General features: G+C 45.6%; 16 protein-coding genes. 3 read left to right on the top strand and 13 right to left on the bottom strand.

The features are described from left to right. Window positions 1–4: 4 nt before the first annotated feature. The 7 genes from hisH to DYU05_RS07600 all read right to left on the bottom strand — a co-directional run bounded on the left by hisH (window position 5) and on the right by DYU05_RS07600 (window position 7,623). Window positions 5–652 (bottom strand): imidazole glycerol phosphate synthase subunit HisH, encoded by a 648-nt coding sequence (gene hisH / locus DYU05_RS07630; protein ID WP_117382356.1) that lies wholly within the window; start codon window positions 650–652, stop codon window positions 5–7. 64 nt (window positions 653–716) lie between these two features. Further along, window positions 717–1,862, bottom strand: a complete 1,146-nt coding sequence (gene hisB / locus DYU05_RS07625) for a bifunctional histidinol-phosphatase/imidazoleglycerol-phosphate dehydratase HisB (protein WP_205771817.1) — start codon at window positions 1,860–1,862, stop codon at window positions 717–719. Beyond that, window positions 1,859–2,905, bottom strand: coding sequence for a histidinol-phosphate transaminase (hisC, locus tag DYU05_RS07620; protein ID WP_117382355.1), 1,047 nt, complete (start codon window positions 2,903–2,905; stop codon window positions 1,859–1,861). Before hisC ends, hisB begins: the two co-directional genes overlap by 4 nt. A gap of 176 nt (window positions 2,906–3,081) precedes the next feature. Beyond that, complete coding sequence (gene hisD, locus DYU05_RS07615; RefSeq protein ID WP_117382354.1) at window positions 3,082–4,368, bottom strand: histidinol dehydrogenase; 1,287 nt, start codon at window positions 4,366–4,368, stop codon at window positions 3,082–3,084. Window positions 4,369–4,441: 73 nt separating this feature from the next. After that, complete coding sequence (hisG, locus tag DYU05_RS07610; protein ID WP_117382353.1) at window positions 4,442–5,293, bottom strand: ATP phosphoribosyltransferase; 852 nt, start codon at window positions 5,291–5,293, stop codon at window positions 4,442–4,444. 216 nt (window positions 5,294–5,509) lie between these two features. Continuing rightward, window positions 5,510–7,048 carry a hypothetical protein gene (locus DYU05_RS07605; protein WP_117382352.1) on the bottom strand — a complete coding sequence of 513 codons (1,539 nt, stop codon included), beginning with the start codon at window positions 7,046–7,048 and terminating at the stop codon, window positions 5,510–5,512. Between the two features lie 83 nt (window positions 7,049–7,131). After that, a complete protein-coding gene (locus DYU05_RS07600; RefSeq protein WP_117382351.1) occupies window positions 7,132–7,623 on the bottom strand; it encodes a D-glycero-alpha-D-manno-heptose-1,7-bisphosphate 7-phosphatase in 492 nt (163 codons plus the stop codon). A 252-nt stretch (window positions 7,624–7,875) separates the two neighbouring features. On the opposite strand from DYU05_RS07600, the gene gltB reads away from it, so the two are divergent. Further along, window positions 7,876–12,396, top strand: coding sequence for a glutamate synthase large subunit (gene gltB, locus DYU05_RS07595; RefSeq protein WP_117382350.1), 4,521 nt, complete (start codon window positions 7,876–7,878; stop codon window positions 12,394–12,396). A 4-nt stretch (window positions 12,397–12,400) separates the two neighbouring features. After that, a complete protein-coding gene (locus DYU05_RS07590) occupies window positions 12,401–13,882 on the top strand; it encodes a glutamate synthase subunit beta (protein ID WP_117382349.1) in 1,482 nt (493 codons plus the stop codon). Between the two features lie 297 nt (window positions 13,883–14,179). On the opposite strand, the gene DYU05_RS07585 is transcribed toward DYU05_RS07590, so the two are convergent. From DYU05_RS07585 to DYU05_RS07570, 4 genes are read right to left on the bottom strand one after another with little or no spacing between them, the layout of a single operon-like run. Next, a complete protein-coding gene (locus tag DYU05_RS07585) occupies window positions 14,180–14,842 on the bottom strand; it encodes a YdeI/OmpD-associated family protein (RefSeq protein ID WP_117382348.1) in 663 nt (220 codons plus the stop codon). A gap of 15 nt (window positions 14,843–14,857) precedes the next feature. Then, a complete protein-coding gene (locus DYU05_RS07580) occupies window positions 14,858–18,388 on the bottom strand; it encodes a TraB/GumN family protein (RefSeq protein ID WP_117382347.1) in 3,531 nt (1,176 codons plus the stop codon). A 43-nt stretch (window positions 18,389–18,431) separates the two neighbouring features. Continuing rightward, window positions 18,432–18,962, bottom strand: a complete 531-nt coding sequence (locus DYU05_RS07575; protein ID WP_117382346.1) for an RNA methyltransferase — start codon at window positions 18,960–18,962, stop codon at window positions 18,432–18,434. Then, window positions 18,955–20,124 carry a galactokinase gene (locus tag DYU05_RS07570; RefSeq protein ID WP_117382345.1) on the bottom strand — a complete coding sequence of 390 codons (1,170 nt, stop codon included), beginning with the start codon at window positions 20,122–20,124 and terminating at the stop codon, window positions 18,955–18,957. Before DYU05_RS07570 ends, DYU05_RS07575 begins: the two co-directional genes overlap by 8 nt. Before the next feature lie 132 nt (window positions 20,125–20,256). On the opposite strand from DYU05_RS07570, the gene DYU05_RS07565 reads away from it, so the two are divergent. Next, the gene (locus DYU05_RS07565) at window positions 20,257–20,550 is read left to right on the top strand and encodes a YciI family protein (RefSeq protein ID WP_117382344.1); all 294 of its coding nucleotides are present in this window, start codon (window positions 20,257–20,259) and stop codon (window positions 20,548–20,550) included. A 13-nt stretch (window positions 20,551–20,563) separates the two neighbouring features. Here DYU05_RS07565 and DYU05_RS07560 read toward each other — a convergent pair whose 3' ends face one another. Both DYU05_RS07560 and DYU05_RS07555 read right to left on the bottom strand, forming a co-directional pair. Next, window positions 20,564–20,974 carry a hypothetical protein gene (locus tag DYU05_RS07560; protein WP_117382343.1) on the bottom strand — a complete coding sequence of 137 codons (411 nt, stop codon included), beginning with the start codon at window positions 20,972–20,974 and terminating at the stop codon, window positions 20,564–20,566. Between the two features lie 62 nt (window positions 20,975–21,036). Then, the gene (locus tag DYU05_RS07555; RefSeq protein WP_117382342.1) at window positions 21,037–21,906 is read right to left on the bottom strand and encodes an aldo/keto reductase; all 870 of its coding nucleotides are present in this window, start codon (window positions 21,904–21,906) and stop codon (window positions 21,037–21,039) included. Window position 21,907 lies beyond the last annotated feature (1 nt).

Raw genomic sequence — 21,907 nt, 5'->3', positions numbered from 1 at the left:
GTGTTTAAATATTTGCAAAGTTTTTTAATAAGGTTTCACCATACACACCTGACTTCTCGGGGTGAAACTGCACTCCGTAAAAGTTATCATGCCAAATTGATGCCGAAAACTTGTTAATGTAATTTGTTGATGATAAAGTATATAGCTTATCGTACTCAATAAAGTATGAATGTACAAAGTAAAAATGGCTCCCCGACGGGATATTGGCAAAAAGTGGGTTGTCTTTCTCTGTAAATACCTGGTTCCAGCCGGTGTGGGGTACTTTGTATCCTTCGCTATGCGGAAACTTAAGCGTTTTGATCGGAAAAAGATTCAACAGATCGGCACTGCCTTCCTCGCTGTAAGCTGTAAGTAATTGCATGCCAACGCAAATACCCAGGGTAGGCTTGTTAAGCGATTTTATTTTGGGTACTAAACCGGTGTGCTGTAGTTTAGCCATTGCAGCGCCCGCATGCCCAACTCCCGGAATGATGTAACGATCGTACTTTTCGAAGTCTTCTTCGGTATTTATCATGCCATAGCTTACGCCAAGGCGGTCTAGCGCCGCGGTAAGCGAAAAGATATTGCCGGCGCCGTAGCGTATGATGCCAAGCCCCCCAACCCCCTGAAGGGGGAGCTCTTGAGCTTCTTCTTTATTATTTTCGTTATCCATTTTGCTAACGTGTAAACCGTTTAAAGGATTAAGTCCTGGTTCCCCCCTTTAAGGGGCTAGGGGGTTAAAGCAGCCCTTTGGTACTCGGTAAAACCATTTTATCCGGGTCCCGCTTAACAGCCATTTTAATAGCTTTGGCAAATGCTTTAAATATCGCCTCTATTTTGTGATGCTCGTTTTGTCCCTCTGCCTTTATGTTCAGGTTGCACTTTGCCGCATCGCTAAACGATTTAAAAAAGTGGTAGAACATCTCGGTAGGTACATCTCCAACCTTTTCACGCTTAAAATCGGCGTCCCAAACTATCCAGTTACGGCCGCCAAAATCAATGGCTGCTTGTGCAAGGCAATCGTCCATGGGCAGGCAAAAACCATAACGTTCTATCCCCATTTTGTTGCCTAGTGCTAAAGCAAAAACCTCGCCTAATGCAATTCCGGTATCTTCTATGGTATGGTGCTCGTCTATGTGCAGGTCGCCTTTTGCCTCTACGGTAAGGTCGAAGCCTCCGTGGCGGGCTATCTGGTCCAGCATATGGTCAAAAAAGTGCAGTCCTGTAGAAACCTTCGCATCGCCGGTACCATCCAGATTTAACTTTATGTATATGTCGGTTTCCTTAGTTGCGCGGCGGTGTTCTACCACACGTTTGCCTAATTTCAAGAACTCATAGATGTCTTTCCAACTGTTAGTTTCCAAGGCTATAACATCGGCGAGGTTATCACTGCCGGCATCAAACTCCCCGTCACCTAAGCCGGTGCGGTTATTTAACCAAATGCTTTTTGCACCCAGGTTACGGGCCAGTAAAATATCGTTCTTACGGTCGCCAATGGTAAAGGAGTTTGCAAGGTCGTACCTGGTAGCATCCAGGTATTGCGTAAGCAAGCCCGTAGCCGGTTTACGCGTTGGTTGGTTATCTTTTGCAAAAGTGCGATCTATAGCCTGACGCGTAAAATGTACACCTTCGTTCTCGTAAGTATTAATAATGAAGTTGTGCACCGGCCAAAAAGTATCTTCCGGGAATGACGAGGTACCCATACCATCCTGATTGGTTACCATTACCAGTTCATAGCCGAATTCTGCAGCTATTTTTGGAAGGTATTGCAGGCAGCCCGGGTAAAAGGTCAGCTTTTCAAATGAGTCTATCTGCTCATCAGGCGTTTCGTTAATAAGTGTGCCGTCGCGGTCTATAAACAGAACTTTTTGCAATTGGCTCATTGATATTGTTGTAAAGTAGCTATCAGTTTATTGTTTTCTTCCGGCGTGCCTATAGTAATGCGCAGGCAACCTTCACAAAGCTCTACGTTATTGCGGTTTCGCACAATTATACCGTTATCTACCAGGTAGTTGTAAATACCTTTAGCATCGGTTGTCTTTACCAGGATAAAGTTAGCATCGGAAGGGTAGATGTCACGCACAAAGGTCATGTCTTTTAAGGTAAGCACCAGTTTGTCGCGCTGTTCCAGCGTTTCTTTTATCCAGGCATTTACCTGTTCTACATTGGCCAGTGCCTGCAAAGTAAGTGTTTGCGATGCTTCGTTAATGTTATAAGGTGGCTTAACCTTATTCATAACTTCAATAATCTCTTCACTGGCAAACGCCATACCCACGCGCAAACCTGCAAGCCCCCACGCTTTTGAAAGCGTTTGTAATACTACCAGGTTGGCGTATTCGGTAAGTTCCTGTATAAAGGTTTTCTGCCGGCTAAAGTTTATGTAAGCTTCATCAACTACTACTATGCCATGGAAATTTGCCAGTAACGTTTCTATATCATCACGATTGATGGAGTTACCTGTAGGGTTGTTGGGTGAGCAGATAAAGATGAGCTTGGTGTTATCATCTATAGCTTCGGCAATGCCTTCCAGGTTTAATTGATATCCATCTGTAAGCAGCACCTTTTTTATAGCAACATCATTTATGTTGGCTGACACCTCGTACATGCCGTAGGTGGGTGGGACGATAATTACGTTATCTACACCCGGGTTGCAAAAACTGCGGAATAGCACATCGATAGCTTCGTCGCTGCCGTTACCTAAAAAAATATTACGGGCAGGCACACCTTTTATCTGGCTCAGGCGCAGCTTAACCTGGTGCTGCATCGGATCCGGGTAGCGGTTAAACGCCTGTACCAGCGGCGAGCCGAAGGCATTTTCGTTAGCATCTAAAAACACACTGGCCTCTCCCTGGAACTCATCCCGTGCAGACGAGTAGGGTACAAGGCGTTTAATGTTATCCCTGAGAAGGTTATTTATATCAAACATCTTTCATCTTTTGCTCGTCATTGCGAGGTACGAAGCAATCTCACTGCTTCAATTCTACTAGCATGTGTAGAGATTGCTTCGTACCTCGCAATGACGGTTTATTTACATCTTTAATTATCAAACCCAAGCATCGGCTTCAGTTTCACTATCGTCTTCGTTTCTCGTACTAAAGCTTTCTAGCTGTTAAGGCGGATTGAAACCGTATTCCTGTGCGCGTGCAACCCTTCAAGTTCGGCAAGTATCTCTACCGATGGACCAATGTTTTGGATGCCCTGTTCTGTTAAATGCTGAAAAGTGATCTTCTTTACAAATGAATCTACAGATACCCCTGAGTAAGCCCGCGCGTAACTGCTGGTTGGCAGTGTGTGATTGGTGCCCGATGCATAATCACCTGCACTTTCCGGTGTTAAGTTCCCGAGGAAAACAGATCCGGCATTAATGATCTCCGGTGTTACTTGCTCCCAATTATCGGTTGCTAATATCAGGTGTTCCGGGGCATATTGGTTGCTGAATTCCATAGCCTCAAGCAGGTTATTCGTTAGCACCGCGTAAGAGTTATCTACTGCCTGGCGTGCAATCTCTGCCCTTGGCAGCACCTGTAATTGCTTTTCTACCTCCAGCAGCGTCGCGTCGATCAACCGCTGAGAGGTGCTTACCAACACCGACTGGCTGTCTATTCCGTGCTCAGCCTGCGCCAAAAGATCCGCAGCTACATAGGCCGGGTTTGCAGTTTCGTCTGCAATAACCAACACTTCCGATGGGCCCGCAGGCATATCTATGGCGGTGGTTGTTGTGCTTTGTATTATAGTTTTAGCCTTGGTTACAAACTGATTACCCGGGCCAAATATCTTATCTACCTTGCTGATGGTTTCAGTACCGTAAGCCATTGCTGCTACGGCTTGCGCACCTCCAACGAGGTATACCTTATCAATACCCAGCATCAAGGCCACATAGGCGATAAAGGCATTCACCTTACCATTCTTTTGCGGTGGAGAGCAAACAATTATCTCTTTACAGCCGGCAATTTTTGCCGGGATGCCCAGCATCAGAAAGGTGGATGGTAAAACTGCTGTGCCACCTGGTATATATAACCCAACCTTTTCTATCGGCCTAAGTTCGCGCCAACAGGTTACTCCCGGCATGGTTTCCACCTTATCTTCTGTTTTTACCTGTGATTGGTGGAACTTGTAGATATTGTCATAAGCCGTTTGCAGCGCCCTTTGCTGATCTGCAGATACCGCAGCAGCTATTTCGGTCAGTTCGGCATTATCCAGGTATAGCTTCTCTAACAGCACCTTGTCAAACTTGCTGGCGTAGTCAACCAAAGCGCTGTCGCCATGCTGTTTAACATTGTCTATGATATCTTCGACAAGCGTACGTATCTCGTTAGCAGGGTCAACATTGCGTTGAACAACACTGGTAATATCGGTCGACTTTAAATCTTTGTAACTGTAAATCTTCATCTACGATTGAGGTTTGGCTTGCAGTTGGTGCAAGTTTTGCACATTACTGCAAACTGCCACTGCAAACTCTATACTACAATATTATCTTCTCTATAGGCATTACTACAATGCCCTGTGCACCTGCTTGCTTTAGCTGACTAATGCGATCCCAGAAGTCGCGCTCGGGTATCACGGTGTGTACAGCTACCCAACCTTCTTCGGCCAGTGGCACCACCGACGGGCTTTTTACGCCGGGCAATAAAGCAATTACCGCCTGAAGATTATCGCGTTCTACGTTCAAAACCACGTATTTGGTTTCTTTTGCCCGTAAAACTGACTGAATGCGTTGGATAAGTTCCTGTATCAAATCTTCGTTCTCGCTACCAGCGCGGCCGATCAGCACCGCTTCAGACGACATTACATCAGCAAAGGGTTTTAACCCGTTGCTTTTCAGGGTGCCACCGGTTGATACCAGGTCGCAGATGGCATCGCTCAGGCCCAGCCCGGGTGATATTTCTACGGAGCCGGAAATGGTGCGGATATCAGCAACAATGTTTTGTTCTTTCAGGAACTTCCCAAGAATCACCGGGTAGGTGGTAGCTATCGAGCGGCCGTTAAGCTGGCCAATGCTTTCGATGCCGGTGTTGTTAGGCACCGCGATTTTAAGCGAGCACTTGCCGAATCCAAGCCGCTGCAGGTAACTTACTTTAACCTCTGTTTCCTGTATAACGTTCTCGCCTACAATGCCCAGATCGGCGATGCCATCCTGAACATATTCTGGGATATCATCGTCGCGCAGGAAAAGTATTTCTAACGGGAAGTTGGAGACAGGGGAGATAAGCGAGCTTTTGTAATTTTCGAAGTTTAAGCCGCAATTCTTTAATAATTCAACGGATTTTTCGTTGAGCCGACCCGATTTTTGGATCGCTATTTTTAGTGTTTTCACAAGCTGGAATTAAGGTACTATAAAAAAATGGGGTTGTTATTTCACGTAGAAACATACATTATCTATTCATCACCGGGCGGTGATGGTGCAGATGCAGATGATGTTGTTTGTACTGTTCCATTTTTTATATAGTAAAACTATGGGTAAGCGCTGCAAATATAGACAGTTGTTTATTAAATCAAAATGATATGAAGATATTTGTGCGTTTTTCGAGAGCTACTTGCTTCCTTTCAAAGTGTCCAACCCGTTGTACTCGTATATCGCACCTTCTTCGCCGAAGTCTTTGATCAGGCGCAGCTTCTTTTGTTTCTGTATGTCAGGCAGGGTAATCAGCTCCTTATTCTCCAGCGCTTTGAACCAGATAAGGTAAAACCTCCGGGTATCCATAAAGCGTTTGATGTTATCTTTAAAGAACACATGCGGCACCAGGTAACTGGACATTCCCGAGAAAAAGTATACCGCTTCGTGCGCGTCGGTATAAACAATAACTTTCGGGTCAAACAGCTTTTTGTCCATGGTGCGCAGGTAGTTGGCCATAGGCGACTCTGCCCAGCTGTTATCGGTGTAGCCAGGAGCGCCGTATTCATCTGCTACCTGGTCCTTGTAACGTTTATAATCTATAATGAACTCTTTTACGCAAAAGCCCAGCATTAACAACGTGAACACCGCGCCTACGATCATCCGCGTACGTTTCATCTGTATGGTCTTCAACCATAGCAACGCCCAACTGGTATATCCCCAAAGCGTAGTAAGGTAAAGGGGCGACAACAACCTGCTGTTTATCCGCTCGTAACGGGAGAAAGTAGACGACAGTATGATGAACAGCCCGTAAACCAGCGAAAAGGTAATAGCCAGGTTCTCATAGCTGTTAAGGTGGCGGCGATAAAAGTTATAAGTAAGCGCGGCTATAAAACCCAGCAACATTACCGAAGCAATCGGTATAGCCAGGAAGTACTGATTGGGAGTAAAGCCTGCCCAATCGCACATCACAGTGCCAAAGTAGTACAGGTTGTCTATAAACGGCGTTATAGATGGTTCGCGCGGGCCGGTTACGGTGCCGGTTACCAGCGCGTTGTGAACCAGGTTGGCAACCAGTAATGAAATACATATCAGCCCGTATATTACTATGTGGCCTATCTTCCTTTTGATGGTAAGCGTACGGTCCAGCAGCAGGAGCAGGCCGCCTGTGCCCACAATAGTGACCGCCGCATATCGGGTTATACAGCTGATCGCCGCTATAACGGCTGCAATAACCAGCCACTTAAGCGTATGTGTATTTAAATATTGCCTGAAGGCGATAATAAAGAAAAGTACCTCGATTATAAAAAGCGTTTCTGACCATAGATAGGAGTAGATCTGCAGCAGGCCGGGGCTCAGTGCTATGGCAACCAGCATCAGCCATTTGTAAAGCTGTGAGGATGGCACAAACCGGTTCATGATCCACCCGCTGGTGTACAGCAGCGATGCGAACAGTGTGGCATTTAACACAGCGCCGAAAGCTACGGGATCTATACGGGAGATCACCGTTATGCAACCCAGGAACAATGGATAGAATACCGGAAAATCTACAATGGGTATATGATTGAACGTTTTTAGCGAGCCGTCAGTAGCAAAACTGCGGGCAGCGCTGGTGTACATAATGGAGTCTGGCGAGATGCCAATGCCGCTGTAACTCGTAAAAAGGCAGATAAGGAAAAAGCCCGCGGCGCAAGCTATTAACGTGTCAAGATCTTTAATTGAACGCGAAAAGGCCATGCGGTTTTAACGTGTTTAATACCCGATTGTTTCACTTGCGTGTTTGGCTGCTATAAACCAGCACTTAAAGGAACTTGCGAAAACTAGTCTATGAGGTCCAGCACAGTGCTTATCGGCTGGTCGCTGTCAATCAAAATTCCCTTGACACCGGCTGCTGTTCCGGCAACTACATCGCGCTCACGGTCACCTATAAAGTACGACTTCGATGGATCTATATTGTACTTTTCAATCCCCTGTAGCAATAGGCCTGGCTTTGGTTTGCGGCAATCGCAGTCGCCCGTAAACAACGGGTGATGCGGGCAATAGAAAAAATCTTTTATGTCTACGCCATGTTCAGCGTACTTTGTTTTAAGAAGCGCGTGCATTTTGCCCAGTTCGTCTTCGGAGTACCAGCCTTTTGCAATGCCGCCCTGATTAGTTGCTACCAGCAGTAAATAGCCACGGTCTTGCAGTTCTTTCAGCGCGTCAAAATTATCAAGGATATGAAAGTCTTCTACTTTACAAACATAATCGCCCATTTCCTGGTTAAGTACGCCATCGCGGTCCAGAAATACTGCCTTATTCTTTTCGGACATATTATAGCTATCAGATATTATAGGCGGCAAAATTACTGCAAAGGCTTCATTTATTATGTGTGCATATTAATAGCAAGTCCAAAATTATCAACTTACTATTTTTTGTAGACTATTTTTATAGACATTGCAAAAAGCATATTTGTTCTGCTGATTGTTTTACAATAATGTAAAAACTGTACCTCTGATATTATAAAATTATTATTATTAAGTAACTTCGTTATTACCCGAATTACAAATACTCGGTTAAAAACGATGGATCAAACTGAAGGCAACCAGGGTCTCTACAGGCCCGAATTTGAACACGACTCTTGCGGAACAGGTTTTATAACCAACATCAACGGACATAAATCGCACAACATTATTGATGATGCTTTAACGATGCTGGAAAACATGGAGCATCGTGGTGCCTGTGGCTGTGACCCGGAAAGCGGCGACGGTGCAGGTATATTGATACAGCTTCCGCACGAATTTTTGATGGAAGAATGCTCTAACCTGGAGATTAGTTTGCCGGAACCCGGCGAGTACGGCGTAGGGATGATCTTTTTCCCTAAGGAGCCATCATTAAAAAAGGCCTGCCGAACCATTATTACCAATGCAATAGAAAAACTTGGGCTGCACAAACTGGGTTACCGCAAAATGGCGGTTGATTCATCAGTTATTGGTGAAACCGCCCGCCAGGCCGAGCCGGACGTGGAACAGCTGTTCATCTCCCGCCCGCACCACATTACCAACGCCGACGATTTTGAGCGTAAGCTGTATATATTAAGGCGCTACATCAACAAAACAGTTGTTGATACTGTGCCCGGCGCAGGGGAGTACTTTTACTTTACCTCGCTATCCTGCAAAACCATCGTATACAAAGGCCAGGTAACTACTTACCAGCTGCGTAAATATTTTTCAGATCTTGCTGATCCGCGTATGGCATCAGGCTTTGCCATGATCCACTCGCGCTTTTCAACTAACACTTTCCCTTCTTGGAAACTGGCTCAGCCATTCCGCTTAATTGCGCACAATGGCGAGATCAACACGCTTACCGGTAATCTTAACTGGTTCTATTCGGGCTTAAAGTCCTATGCTTCGTCTTACTTCACTGCTGAAGAAATGGACATGTTGCTGCCGGTTATCGACAACAACCAGTCCGACTCAGCTTGCCTGGATAACATTATAGAAGTGTTGCTGCATTCCGGCCGCTCGTTACCCCACGTAATGATGATGCTGGTACCCGAGGCATGGGATGGTAACGAGCAGATGGACCCTATTAAAAAGGCGTTTTACGAATACCATGCTACGCTGATGGAACCATGGGACGGCCCGGCTGCCATTACTTTTACCGATGGTAAACTGGTAGGCGCCTTGCTTGACCGTAATGGTCTTCGCCCGCTGCGTTACGTTATAACCAATGATGGCCGCGTTATAGCTGCTTCAGAAGCAGGCACGCTTACCATTGACGAGAGCACCGTGGTACGTAAAGGCCGACTGCAGCCTGGCAAAATGCTCCTGATAGATACCGAAAAAGGACGCATTATTACGGACGATGAAATAAAGAAACAAGTTGCTTCGCAGCAGCCTTATGGCCGCTGGCTGGAGAATTATAAAATACAACTAGGTGAACTTTCCGAGCCTCGTTTGGCATTCGCGAGCTTATCGCCTGATTCGGTTTTCCGCTACCAGCAGGTGTTTGGTTACACCCGCGAGGATATAGATACCATCATTAAGCCTATGGCTTTGGACGGTAAGGAGCCTATCGGCTCTATGGGTACCGATGTGCCGCTGGCTATCCTGTCAGATAAACCTCAGCACCTTTCCAGCTACTTTAAGCAATTTTTTGCCCAGGTTACCAACCCACCGATAGACCCTATCCGCGAGCGTTTGGTAATGAGCCTTGCTACTTTTATAGGCAACAACGGTAACCTGCTGGACGAAGATAAAATGCACTGCCACTGCGTAGTGCTTAACCACCCAATATTAAAAAACCACCAGCTGGAAAAGCTTCGCTCTATTGATACCGGCCTTTTCCATGCTAAAACCTTACAAACGTATTTCAAGGCTGATGGCCTGCCGGGCTCACTGGAGAAAGGTATAGCGCGCCTGTGCCGCTATGCCGAGGATGCTGTTGATGACGGGTTCGAGGTGTTGATCCTGTCTGACCGTGCTGTAGATTCTGAACACGCACCTATACCGATGCTGCTGGCTGTTTCGGCTGTGCACCACCATCTAATTAAAAAAGGATGTCGTGGTTCAGTAGGTATTGTTGCCGAAGTGGGCGACGCTTGGGAAGTGCACCACTTTGCCACCTTGCTGGCATTTGGCGCAACAGCCATTAACCCTTACTTGGCGCTTTCTACTATAGAAACGCTAAGGAACAATGGCAACCTGGAGACTGATCTGGATCTGAAGTCGCTTTACAAAAACTATGTGAAATCTGTAAACGACGGCTTACTGAAGATATTCTCTAAAATGGGAATTTCTACCCTGCAGTCGTACCACGGTTCACAGGTATTTGAGATATTGGGCATTAACAAAGCCGTTGTAGATAAGTACTTTCACGGTGCAGTTACCCGCATTGGCGGGCTTGGCCTTGACGAGATTGCCCGCGAGGCGCTTTGCAAGCACAAAATTGGCTTCAGCAGCAATAAAACTGATACCAAGCTGCTTGCCGAGGGTGGCATTTACCAGTGGAAACGCAGGGGCGAAGCACACTTGTTTAACCCGGATACGGTGCACCTGCTGCAGCATGCTACCCGCAGCAACAGCTATGCGGTTTACAAAAACTACGCTGCCAAAGTTAACGAACAAACAGAAAAGCATTACACTATACGCGGCCTGCTGGACTTTGCGCATCACCGCGAATCCATCAGTATAGATGAGGTAGAACCGGCAGAAAACATCATGAAGCGCTTTGCTACAGGTGCCATGTCGTTCGGCTCTATCTCGCACGAAGCGCACAGCACAATGGCTATTGCTATGAACCGCATTGGCGGCAAAAGCAATACCGGCGAAGGCGGCGAAGACGAGATACGCTACGATAAGCTGCCAAACGGCGATTCGATGCGTTCTGCTATAAAGCAGGTAGCTTCTGCACGTTTTGGTGTAACAGCCAATTACCTCACCAATGCCGATGAGCTGCAGATAAAGATGGCGCAGGGTGCAAAACCAGGCGAAGGCGGGCAGCTACCGGGCCACAAGGTAGATGACTGGATTGCCAAAACCCGTCACTCTACACCGGGTGTTGGTTTAATATCGCCACCGCCGCACCACGATATTTACTCTATTGAAGATTTGGCACAGCTGATCTTCGACCTTAAAAATGCTAACCGTGCTGCCCGTATCAACGTTAAGCTGGTATCAAAAGCGGGTGTAGGCACCATTGCAGCAGGTGTTGCAAAAGCACATGCCGATGTAATATTGATAGCAGGTTATGATGGTGGTACAGGTGCATCGCCAATAAGCTCTATAAAACATGCAGGCTTGCCTTGGGAACTTGGCCTGGCCGAAGCGCACCAGACCCTGGTACGCAATAAGCTACGCAGCCGTGTAGTGCTGCAAACAGATGGCCAGCTAAAAACCGGTCGCGACCTTGCCATTGCCGCCCTTATGGGTGCCGAAGAGTGGGGTGTTGCAACAGCTGCACTGGTTGCAGGCGGCTGTATCATGATGCGTAAATGCCACCTGAACACTTGCCCAGTTGGTGTAGCTACACAAGATCCGGAACTGAGAAAACTATTCAGCGGTAAGGCTGACCACATTGTGAACCTGTTCCGCTTTATGGCTGAAGAGCTGCGCGAGATAATGGCTGAGCTTGGCTTCCGTACCATTAACGAGATGGTGGGCCGCGTACAGTTCCTGAAGGTTAGGGACAACATCCAGAGCTGGAAAGCTAAAAAGGTTGACCTGAGCGGCATACTGCACCCGGTGACCAATGCTAAAGGCTTAACACTTTACAACAGCGAAAAACAGGATCACGGCATGGATGCCATCCTTGACTGGAAATTGTTGGAGAGCGCTAAAGTTGCGCTGGAGGACAAGACCCCGGTATTCGCCACGTTTGATGTAAAGAACGTAGACCGCACCATTGGTACACTTCTTTCTAACGAAATATCAAAGATCTACGGTTCTGCAGGCTTGCCTGATAATACTATCAACTATAAATTTAAAGGTTCGGCAGGGCAAAGCTTTGGCGCGTTCACCACAAAAGGTATTTCTTTTGAACTGGAAGGCGAAGCTAACGACTATGTAGGTAAGGGCTTATCCGGAGCACAACTGGCTATTTATCCTGCTGCAAACTCAACCTTTACTCCGGAGGATAACATTATCATAGGTAACGTTGCGCTTTACGGCGCTACCTCCGGCGAACTGTTTGTTCGTGGTATGGCAGGCGAGCGTTTTGCGGTGCGTAACTCCGGCGCCACAGCCGTGGTAGAAGGTACCGGCGACCACGGTTGCGAGTACATGACCGGCGGCCGTGCACTTATCCTTGGTAAAACAGGCCGCAACTTCGCGGCAGGCATGAGCGGCGGTTTGGCCTGGATATACGATCCGGAGAAAAGTTTTGCAGCCAACTGCAACACCGAAATGGTAGACCTTGACCCGCTGTCGTTAAAAGACGAAGAGCAAATATTAGACTTACTTAAGAAACACATTCACCTTACCGGCAGCAAGGTTGCGCAAACCATCCTGAAGAACTGGAATGAAGCGTCGGGCAACTTTGTGAAGGTTTATCCGAAAGAGTACAAGAAGGTGATAGAAAAACAACAATACCAAACAGCTAGTTAATTTTATGGGAAAAGTTACAGGATTTCAGGAATTTAACAGGGAACTTCCCCAAAAAACACCGGTTGCCGAAAGGGTAAAGAACTATAACGAGTTTGTAGGCCTGTACCCAGAGGAAAAACTTAACCAGCAGTCTGCACGCTGTATGAACTGCGGTATACCTTTTTGCCACAACGGCTGCCCGCTGGGTAATGTTATACCTGAGTTTAACGACGCGGTATACCGCAAGAACTGGGGCGAAGCTTACCAGATATTATCATCAACAAACAACTTCCCGGAGTTTACCGGCAGGATATGCCCGGCTCCGTGCGAGTCGGCATGTGTGTTAGGCATTAACAAACCGCCTGTTGCTATCGAGGAAATAGAGAAGCACATTATAGAGATAGCTTACTCCAAAAATATGGTTAAGCCTGTTGCGCCGCTTATTAAAACGGGCAAAAAGGTGGCTGTAGTAGGCTCAGGCCCGGCAGGACTAGCCGCCGCGGCACAGCTAAGCAAAGCGGGACACAGCGTGACAGTTTACGAACGCGACGACCGCCCGGGTGGTTTGCTCCGTTACGGTATTCCGGATTTTAAATTGGAGAAGTGGGTTATAGACCGCCGTATCCAGATCATGGAAGAAGATGGTGTGGTGTTTAAAACCAACGTGGAAGTAGGGAAGACCATCCCTGCAGACGAACTGGTGCGCACACATGATGCAGTTGTACTAGCTGGTGGCTCAACCATTCCGCGTAACCTACCTATACCCGGCAGGGAGCTAAAGGGTGTTCACTACGCCATGGATTTTCTGAAACAGCAAAACAAGCGTGTAAGCGACATTGCTGTTGAGGGCGAGGAGATTATTGCTACAGATAAAGATGTGGTAGTTATAGGCGGTGGCGATACCGGCAGTGACTGCGTGGGTACATCAAACCGCCAGGGTGCACGTTCTGTAAAACAGTTTGAGGTAATGGTACAACCGCCAGAGCAGCGCACGCCGCACATGCCATGGCCAACGTACCCAATGGTACTTAAGACAACCAGCAGCCATGAAGAAGGGGTTGAGCGTTTCTGGGGCATCAACACCAAAGAGTTTTTAGGCGACGAGAACGGCGAACTGCGTGCACTTAAGGTGAGCGAAGTTAGCTGGGAAATAGATGTAATGGGCCGGCCAATTAAGTTTAGCGAAGTACCCGGCAGCGAACGGGAGATACCTTGCCAGCGTGTTTTCCTGGCAATGGGCTTTGTTAACCCACAGTTCGAAGGTGCTTTACAGCAGCTTAACGTAGCGTTGGACGACCGCAAAAACGTGAAGGCTAAAGAAGGTAACTTCCGCACCAACGTAAGCAAAGTGTTTGCAGCAGGCGACATGCGCCGCGGACAGTCGCTGGTGGTTTGGGCAATATCCGAAGGCCGTGAGGCTGCACGTAAGGTAGACGAGTTCCTGATGGGGCACTCCAACCTGGAAAGCAAGGATGCCGTTAACCAGTTTGAGCAGGTATTCTATTAACACGTTTTAGAAGATTAGAATATAAAAAGGCTGCCTTATGGCGGCCTTTTTTTGTTGGCGGGCAAACGGCTTTTTACACCTGTAATAAATACTATTACTTGCAAATTTATTTTGTTTTTACCTGTTTTTTTGCTGCGGTTTTTGAAGGTTACTGCAAGGTTTTCAAGTAAAAAGACGCCTTAACGATGCTTTTTTCAAAGGTTTTTACCATGAGATAACGGTTCGCCAAAAGAGTGTTCAAAATGCACCGGCACAAAAAAAGCTGAACACTTTTGAACATCTGACTTAATTAGCCTCCTATTTTTCTGAAGGATTTTTCTTACCGGCAGCAAGCATTTCCACCATCTTAGTCAGGCGTGCCTCACGGGTTTTTTCCTGTTTGGCGCTTAATATCCAAACAACGTATTCCTTTTTATGAGAGTAGGCGAGGGAGTTAAAATAATTAAGAAGCTGGGGCTGTTGCGAGAGGAGTACTGCGGCATCATCAGGCAATCGTACGGTCTTATCATCCGGGTTAATATACGCCGAGTAGTCGTTTGCTTTTATAGCTTCGTTGCATGATTCAGAATGCTTTACCAGGCTTTCCGGCCGGAAACGGAGGGTGGTCCACACATCATCTATAGCTGCAGATGCTACAGGGCGTAATCCGTAAGGTTTAGAAGCTTCCCAGCCGCTCATCATCTCTAGATCGGTATCTATGCCCTTGTTCTTCTTGGGGTATATGCACCAAAGTATAGTACCGGGTTTAAGTATAGTTGCTAGCAGCTTAAGCGAGCTTTTAAATTCAGTGCTGTTCTTAACAAAAAACTGTACGCCATCGACAGCATCATCCAAGCTGTAGGTCAGCATAATGCTGTCAGGCAGGGGTTCCAGCTTAGTGGTATAACCTTCAGGAGCATCAAGGATTAACCAGGTTTGTCCGGGCTTCATTAACAGTTTTTTGGCAAGGGGGCTGATCATGATAGGGTGGTTTTGCTAGTTAGCATCAGAGGCGAGCAGATCGGGTATTATCTTTTTTGCCTGTATCTGCCAATTTTTAACTTTCGAGTCGCCAAAGTCTGCGTATGCATTATATTTCTTAAAATTATATTTGGCAGAGCCAGATTTAAAAGGTCCTGCAATGCCTAAATGTTCTGCTTTTTCACTATCTGAGCTGAATTTAAAAGCATAATACAAGTTCCCTTTGTTGGTCACCGTACCTAATAAGCCAATTTTATCAATTGTAATATCTTCAGCTTCAGTTAGGTAATTATACAGGCATGTTTTAGCAAAAGCAAGTTGCGTGCGGTATTTAGCAGGGGCTTTTTCAAGTTGTTTTTCATCGTTAAGCGCTTTTAATACGCCTAGCCTGGTACTCAAACTATCCAAAAGTTTATTCAAGACAGTTGGAGATACGGAAAGGTGATTTTTTATTCTTGTAATAGCGGCATTGTTAACCAAACCAGCATAATTATCTTTCTGGATGATGGTGTTGGTGAAACTATTGGTGATAGGTTGCCTTTTTATAGCATTCATAAGTTCCAGGTAGTAGTAAACGCCTACATACCAGTTATTTGAAGTCGAATCTTTGTGCATTAAGTAGCCGTTCAAATCCTCCATTGCGTGCGCCGTAATTTCATTAAAGTGCTCTTTCAAATAGGTGTCGTATTTACCTTTTTCATTAGTCATGTTATTGACTACGTTAAGCAAATTTTTACGATAGTGTGGGTTTTTAAAAAGTGGTATTATGCGGGCACTGTTTGCAACAACAAAGTTTAAAGAGTCTGACATCGGCCTGAATGCAGTATAAAGATTGTCAGATTCAATCGATTCGCCGCCCGTAAGTAAGTTCAGGTAAAGGTCATAACCGGCCTTTTTATTAGCATCAACAATAGTTTTCAGTATTAAGGGCCTAAGTTCTTGCTTGTCTTTTGCGATTACATTATAAAGTTTTGTCAGCTCGGAAAGCGTATTTACGTCATTGGTATCTGCAAGTAACTGTATCAACTTTCCGCGTGTACCAGTAGCCAGACTGTCGTCGTCATAACTTCTGTGTAATGCTTTGTACAGTAATGGCAGTTCGTCTCTTTGAAACTTGTAATAAGATAAGGCTCCCCTTGCGTACTTGTAAGTTACACTATCTGTACTGGCCAGATCGTTTAGGATCAGTTGCGCTTTCGACGATGCCAATGATATTGGAGCGGTTTCGTTTATCTTACTGATAGAGTTAAAAAACATGTTGCTTTGATCGCTGTAAAGCTCTTTACCGGATTGATAGGAGGATAAGTAAACAACATCGTCATTGCTAATAAACAACCTGTAACGATGCATGTTGCTGGATTCTTTAGCTTTGATTAGGAAGTCGTGGCCGCCAATTCCGTTTACTGTAATTGCACTGTCTCTTACTAGCGTATCAGAATACTTGACCAAGCCATTACCTAGTCGTTTGTATAAGGAATCTATATTTGCAATCCTGTAATAGTTGCTGATAGTTGCATGTTCTACCCCAAACAGATCACCAGAGGCAGGGTTTGTGGTGAAGAATGTGGTAGACTTTGGCAGGAACGAGTCGTAGGTAATTGTAGAATCAGGTATAACCCGTGGTTTGTCAAAAACCTTTACAGTCAGATTGCCGCCGTCTAGTGCGTATTCTTTTAGTTCTGACCTTAGGTAAGGCATAAAGGTAAAAGAACTGAAAAAGTCATCATTGTCTTCAATTGGCTTACCTTCACTGATGTTTTGCTTTAAGAGCATATATACGCGGTTGCCTCGTATAAACACTTGTGCGTGCATGTTGAAGTTATTCATGACTAATCGTAAGTCGCGGCCTTCGTTGCCATCTTTAATTATCTGCTTCTGGCTTATAACTTTTACTCCTTTACTGGTCATTTCTTTTGTTAGAGCGTCAAATGCCTTTTCCGGCTGTGCAAGGAAGGTACCTGCGGGATAGTCGTTGTGTCTTACAAGATAGTTCTGGAGATTTGCACTATCTATTGACATGTACATGTTTACATCTACGTTGTAGGTATGTTGGCTTATTTTCGTGGGGATGATTCTGTGTATCAGTTGAGGCTGCACGGGTATCTTCACGCTGAATGCAGCCGAATCATTTTTAAAGGTTATCCAGCTTTTATTCTTTTCAATGTTCGGATTAAAACTTTTAAACGAGTTGAAGAAACGATTAGCGTAAAAGGAGTTTAGAGAGCTAAAGTTGTTCCCCGCATAAAGGCAATACAGCATATTGTTATTTTCAACCACGCGATATCGTGTTCCCTTGCCGGCATTGTCTTTCAGGAAGATGTCTACTGCCTTTTTACCATCTACAAGAATATTCTTGATGCTTGCAACCTTGTATTGTTGATTTGCAGAGAGCCGTTTTACCATCCTATCGATAGCTTTTTGACCAACAGGCTGGCTGCCCCGAGCACTTTCAAGCGCGGCAAATGCACCAAAAAACATATCATTGGCAATGTCCTGGAAGAATACCGTATTTACACCGAGTATCTTATCTGTTTGTATAGGGGTAAAAGGAACTTCTAAGGAGTAGCCCCTGCTTTCGTCAGTAAAAGCTGTCCATTTAAGTTCGCTGTAATCGGTACCATATTTTTCAGCAACACCTGTAAAATCAGCGGCCACAGCGGTAACAATATAGCCTTTATCACGTAACAGCTTAATAAGTCCATTTTCTCCGGGTAAGTGAGCTACACCAACAGCAGTAAAAATAGGCTGCTCTTTCATTCGCGCTATCATGCTGTTAAGCATTACGCCATTACGTAATATCATTATAGAATCAGCTATGTTGGCTTCTCCCATATATTCAGCAATATAATCTACGTTGCCCTCCTGGTAGACAGTTACCAACTTGTCAGTTTGATCCAGTTCTTCCTCGTCGTTATCGCTGTCTGCAAGGTACGCCAGCCTTTCCTTTATTTCCGTACTGTGCGCTCCAAAATATCCCTTGAACTGATCGCCTGCATTTTCCAGTCCGTAAATGTTCTTTTCCATTGCTCGCGCAACACCAAAAAGGTAGGCATCAACAAAGGTTTTTCGATCATCCGGCCTCTCCCTTTCAGGTTTAAGGGTTGACTCGGCCTGAATTGGGTCTATATCTCCCATGGGATAGCCGTTCTTCTTCTTAAAGCGTTTGGCCAATTTGTCGTAATCGGCTTTATTTAGCATGTTTTTAAGGCTGCGTGTGCTGTCGCGGTTGCTCATGGTGATGAACATCTCCTTCACCACTGTATCAGGGTGCACCTCAAGCGCAAAAGATGGACAGCTTTGAATAGCGAGCATTACGGAATCGCTGAAATGGAAAGCGCGATCATCTTTCACGTGCATGGTGCCGAAAAGGAAAGATGGCTTCGCCATACCTTGTCCGGTAACTTTCCAGAGTAAATTGTATGGCCTTTTTTGTTGCGCAGATGCAGTAGAGCAGAGCATTGCAAAACCTATTATTGCTACTGCAAAATTTCTGGCTGATTTAAACACCATAAAACATGATGTACACGGTTGGTAAAATTTTATCATTTTGTGATACCTTAGGTACCTGAAAGATAAAAAAAAATTAGAGCTACTCGGCTAGTTTAGAAAAGAAATCCCAAAGCACAATACCTGCCGATACCACGATGTTAAACGAATGCTTGGTACCGAATTGCGGTATTTCAAGGCAGGTGTCTATCATCTGCATAGCTTCATCGCTTACGCCATTAACTTCATTGCCGAAAATAAGGGCGTAGTTTTCTCCGGCAGCTGGGGTAAACTCGTTTAGCATTGTGCTGTTTTCGGCTTGTTCAACGGCGACTATCTTGTAACCATCATTGCGTAATTGATTAAGAGCGGCAGTTACATCCTCAAAATACTCCCAGTGTACTGATTGCGTGGCACCGAGAGCCGTTTTCTCTATTTCGCGATGCGGCGGTTGTGCCGTAATGCCGCACAAGTATACAGCAGTTGCGGCAAAGCCGTCGGCTGTGCGGAAAATGGAGCCGATGTTGTGCATGCTTCGCACATTGTCAAGTACAACTACAACCGGCAGTTTTTCCTGTGTTTTAAATTCCTCTACCGATGCACGGTTGAGTTCGTCCAGCTTAAGTTTACGCATGTACTGTATCTTGCAATAAACCTACTCCATCGCCAATTAATGAGCTGTAAACAGCAGGAGCGTAGCCGATGGTGTTTGTGTAATACTCCGTTACATCAGCGCTAAATTTTTCAAATGCGCTCGATTTTACCAGCGCAATGGCACAGCCTCCGAAACCCGCGCCAGTCATCCGGGCACCGGCAACATTGGGGTTGGTTTTGCTATAGTCCACAACTGCATCCAACTCTTTACCGCTTACCTCGTACAAATCGCGCAAGGAGTCATGGGAGGCATACATCAGCCGACCGAATTCGTTAAGATCATTAGCATTTAAAGCGTTAGCCGCCAACTTAACACGGTCGTTTTCCTCGATAACGTGTGTGGCGCGCTTTAATACCATTTCGTCGGTTATCAGGTGTTTATGTTTGTTGAAGGTATCGGTATCTATATCGCAGAGGTTTTCTATGTTTAGCTCCTGCTTCAGCGCAGCTAAAGCTGTATGGCATTCCTGCACACGTTCATTGTATTTAGATTCTGCCAGTTTGCGTGGCTTGTTGGTATTTATGATAGCGAGTACGTACTCTCCAAGATTGCTGTCTACAGCCTCGTATTCGAGTGTGTTGCAATCTAACATCAAGGCCTTGTTCTTTTCACCAAAAGCTACCGAGAACTGATCCATTATGCCGCTGTTCAGACCGATAAAGACGTTTTCTACCCATTTAGAAAGAAGAACGAGTTCGAGCTTTGTATATCCCCCATCAAAAAGGTCATTTAGCGCAAAAGCGGTAGCTACCTCTATCGAAGCCGACGACGATAGGCCCGAAGCAATAGGGATGTTGCCGTAGTAAAGTATATCTAACCCTTTCAGAGTTTTACCATCTTTTAAGAAGTGCGTAATAACACCTAATGGATAGTTATACCAGTATGTCCCGGTCTTTTCGTAAGTATCTTTAAGCGCAACCTCAGCAGTATCTTCAAAATTGAGGCTTTTAAAACGAAATACGTTATCATCGTTTGGTGCAACCAGCAGGTAAGTTCCAAATGTTACGGCACATGGCATAACCAAGCCGCCATTATAGTCTATATGTTCGCCTATCAGGTTCACCCTTCCAGGGCAGAAATAGGTTTGCGTAGGTTGCTTATCGTAGTATGTAGAAAACTCTTCTCTCAGGCGATCTTCCATGGTTGTAGTAGTATAGCGCAAATATTGTAAAACTTACAGTTATTTGCGGCGGTTTGGCAGATTATAGATTTATTTTGTTGGTTAAACACAAGCTCTGTATACTTGTTAGTCAGTTATACTAACAATCAAAAAATGAACCAATACTTAATTACAGCCTACGACTATACGGATGAAGGCGCTATTGACCGCCGAATGAATGTACGCTCGCATCATCTGGACGGAGCTGCTGCACTAAAAGCCAGTGGGAACTATGTGCTAGGAGGAGCAATTCTGAACGATGATGGCAAGATGATCGGCTCTGTGATGGTACTCCAGTTTGAAAGTGAAGAAGGGCTTGAAGCCTGGAAACAAAGTGAACCCTACATTGTGCAAAAGATATGGGAAACGGTGGATGTAAAGCCGTTCCGAGTTGCCAGTGTGGGATAGTACCAGCAGTTAATTACTCAGCATCAGAAAAACTGTCAAAGTACCAGTAGCCCTGCGGATTTTTGACATAGTTTACGGAGTAACTATGTCCCTCGGTGCGAATGTTGAACGAAAGGTTGTATACTGATTTATCCTGCGGGATGAATTGTTCTAATATACTATCGGCTATTAACTGGATGTTTGCAGCCTGATTATTAACGATAGGTGGAGGTTGTAAACTCGCCTGGTAATCGTCAAAATTTGCAAACTTGTAGGTGATGCCCGCTACAGAGCCAGCTGACTGGCGGGCTGCTTCGAAAGCGGCCTGCTCTGCTTGCAGGCGATATTCTTCCATCGCTTTCAGAAGGTCTTCGGCGGATATTTCCGGTACACCATCTGCGTGTTTTACTTCGTAGCTGTTTAGTATTTCTTCTTTGGTTTTCATCCGTTCAAAGATATTAGTAGTTAAAGGAAAAGGGCACTTATTAGTGCCCTTTTCCTTTAAACTTATCCACCTACCGGCGGCGAGATAGCATCGAGTTCATCGATATCTTCTTGGTCAAGCTTAACGTTAGCGGTTTCCATGTTTTCTTCCAGGTGTGTAACACTTGATGTACCCGGGATTAGTAAGATGTTAGGCGAGTGGTTCAGGAGCCAGCTTAGTGCTACCTGGTGAACAGTGACACCATGTTTATCCGCTACTTTCTGCAGCACTTCCTGGCTGTGTATATTTCCTCCACTAAGCGGGTACCATGGTATAAAGGCTATATTGTTTTGTTCACAGTATTCTAAAACACCCTCCCATTTGCGGTTATCTACACTGTACATATTTTGCACAGACACCACCTCAAAGAACTCACGAGCTTTTTTTATGTCTTCGACATCCACTTCTGACAACCCAATGTGCTTGATTTTACCATCCTGTTGCGCCTGTTTAAGGAAGGCAAAAGTTTCTTCGGCGGGCACTTCGGGATCAATACGATGTAACTGATAAAGATCGATTTGATCAAGCTTTAATCTTTTAAGGCTTCCTTCCAGAGCTTCTTTAAGGTGGGCGGGACTTGCGTCTACCGGCCATTGATCTGGCCCGGTACGAAGCAAACCCCCTTTAGTGCCAATTACCAGATTAGCCGGGTAAGGGTGTAATGCCTCGGCAATTAATTCTTCCGACACGTTAGGGCCGTAGCTATCAGCCGTGTCTATAAAAGTAACGCCTAATTCTAAGGCTCGCTTTAATACGCGTATAGATTCATCGTGATCTTTCGGTGGTCCCCAAATTCCTTTGCCGGTTATACGCATGGCGCCATAACCAAGCCGGTTTATCGTAAGATCGCCGCCTATGCTAAATGTTTTTTGAGATGTTATTTCGTTGCTCATC

Source organism: Mucilaginibacter terrenus (assembly GCF_003432065.1).
In the GTDB taxonomy this organism is placed as follows: Bacteria; Bacteroidota; Bacteroidia; order Sphingobacteriales; family Sphingobacteriaceae; genus Mucilaginibacter; species Mucilaginibacter terrenus.
The sequence above is the reverse complement of the archived record's forward strand: the minus strand, read 5'-3'. Positions and strand labels throughout refer to the sequence as shown.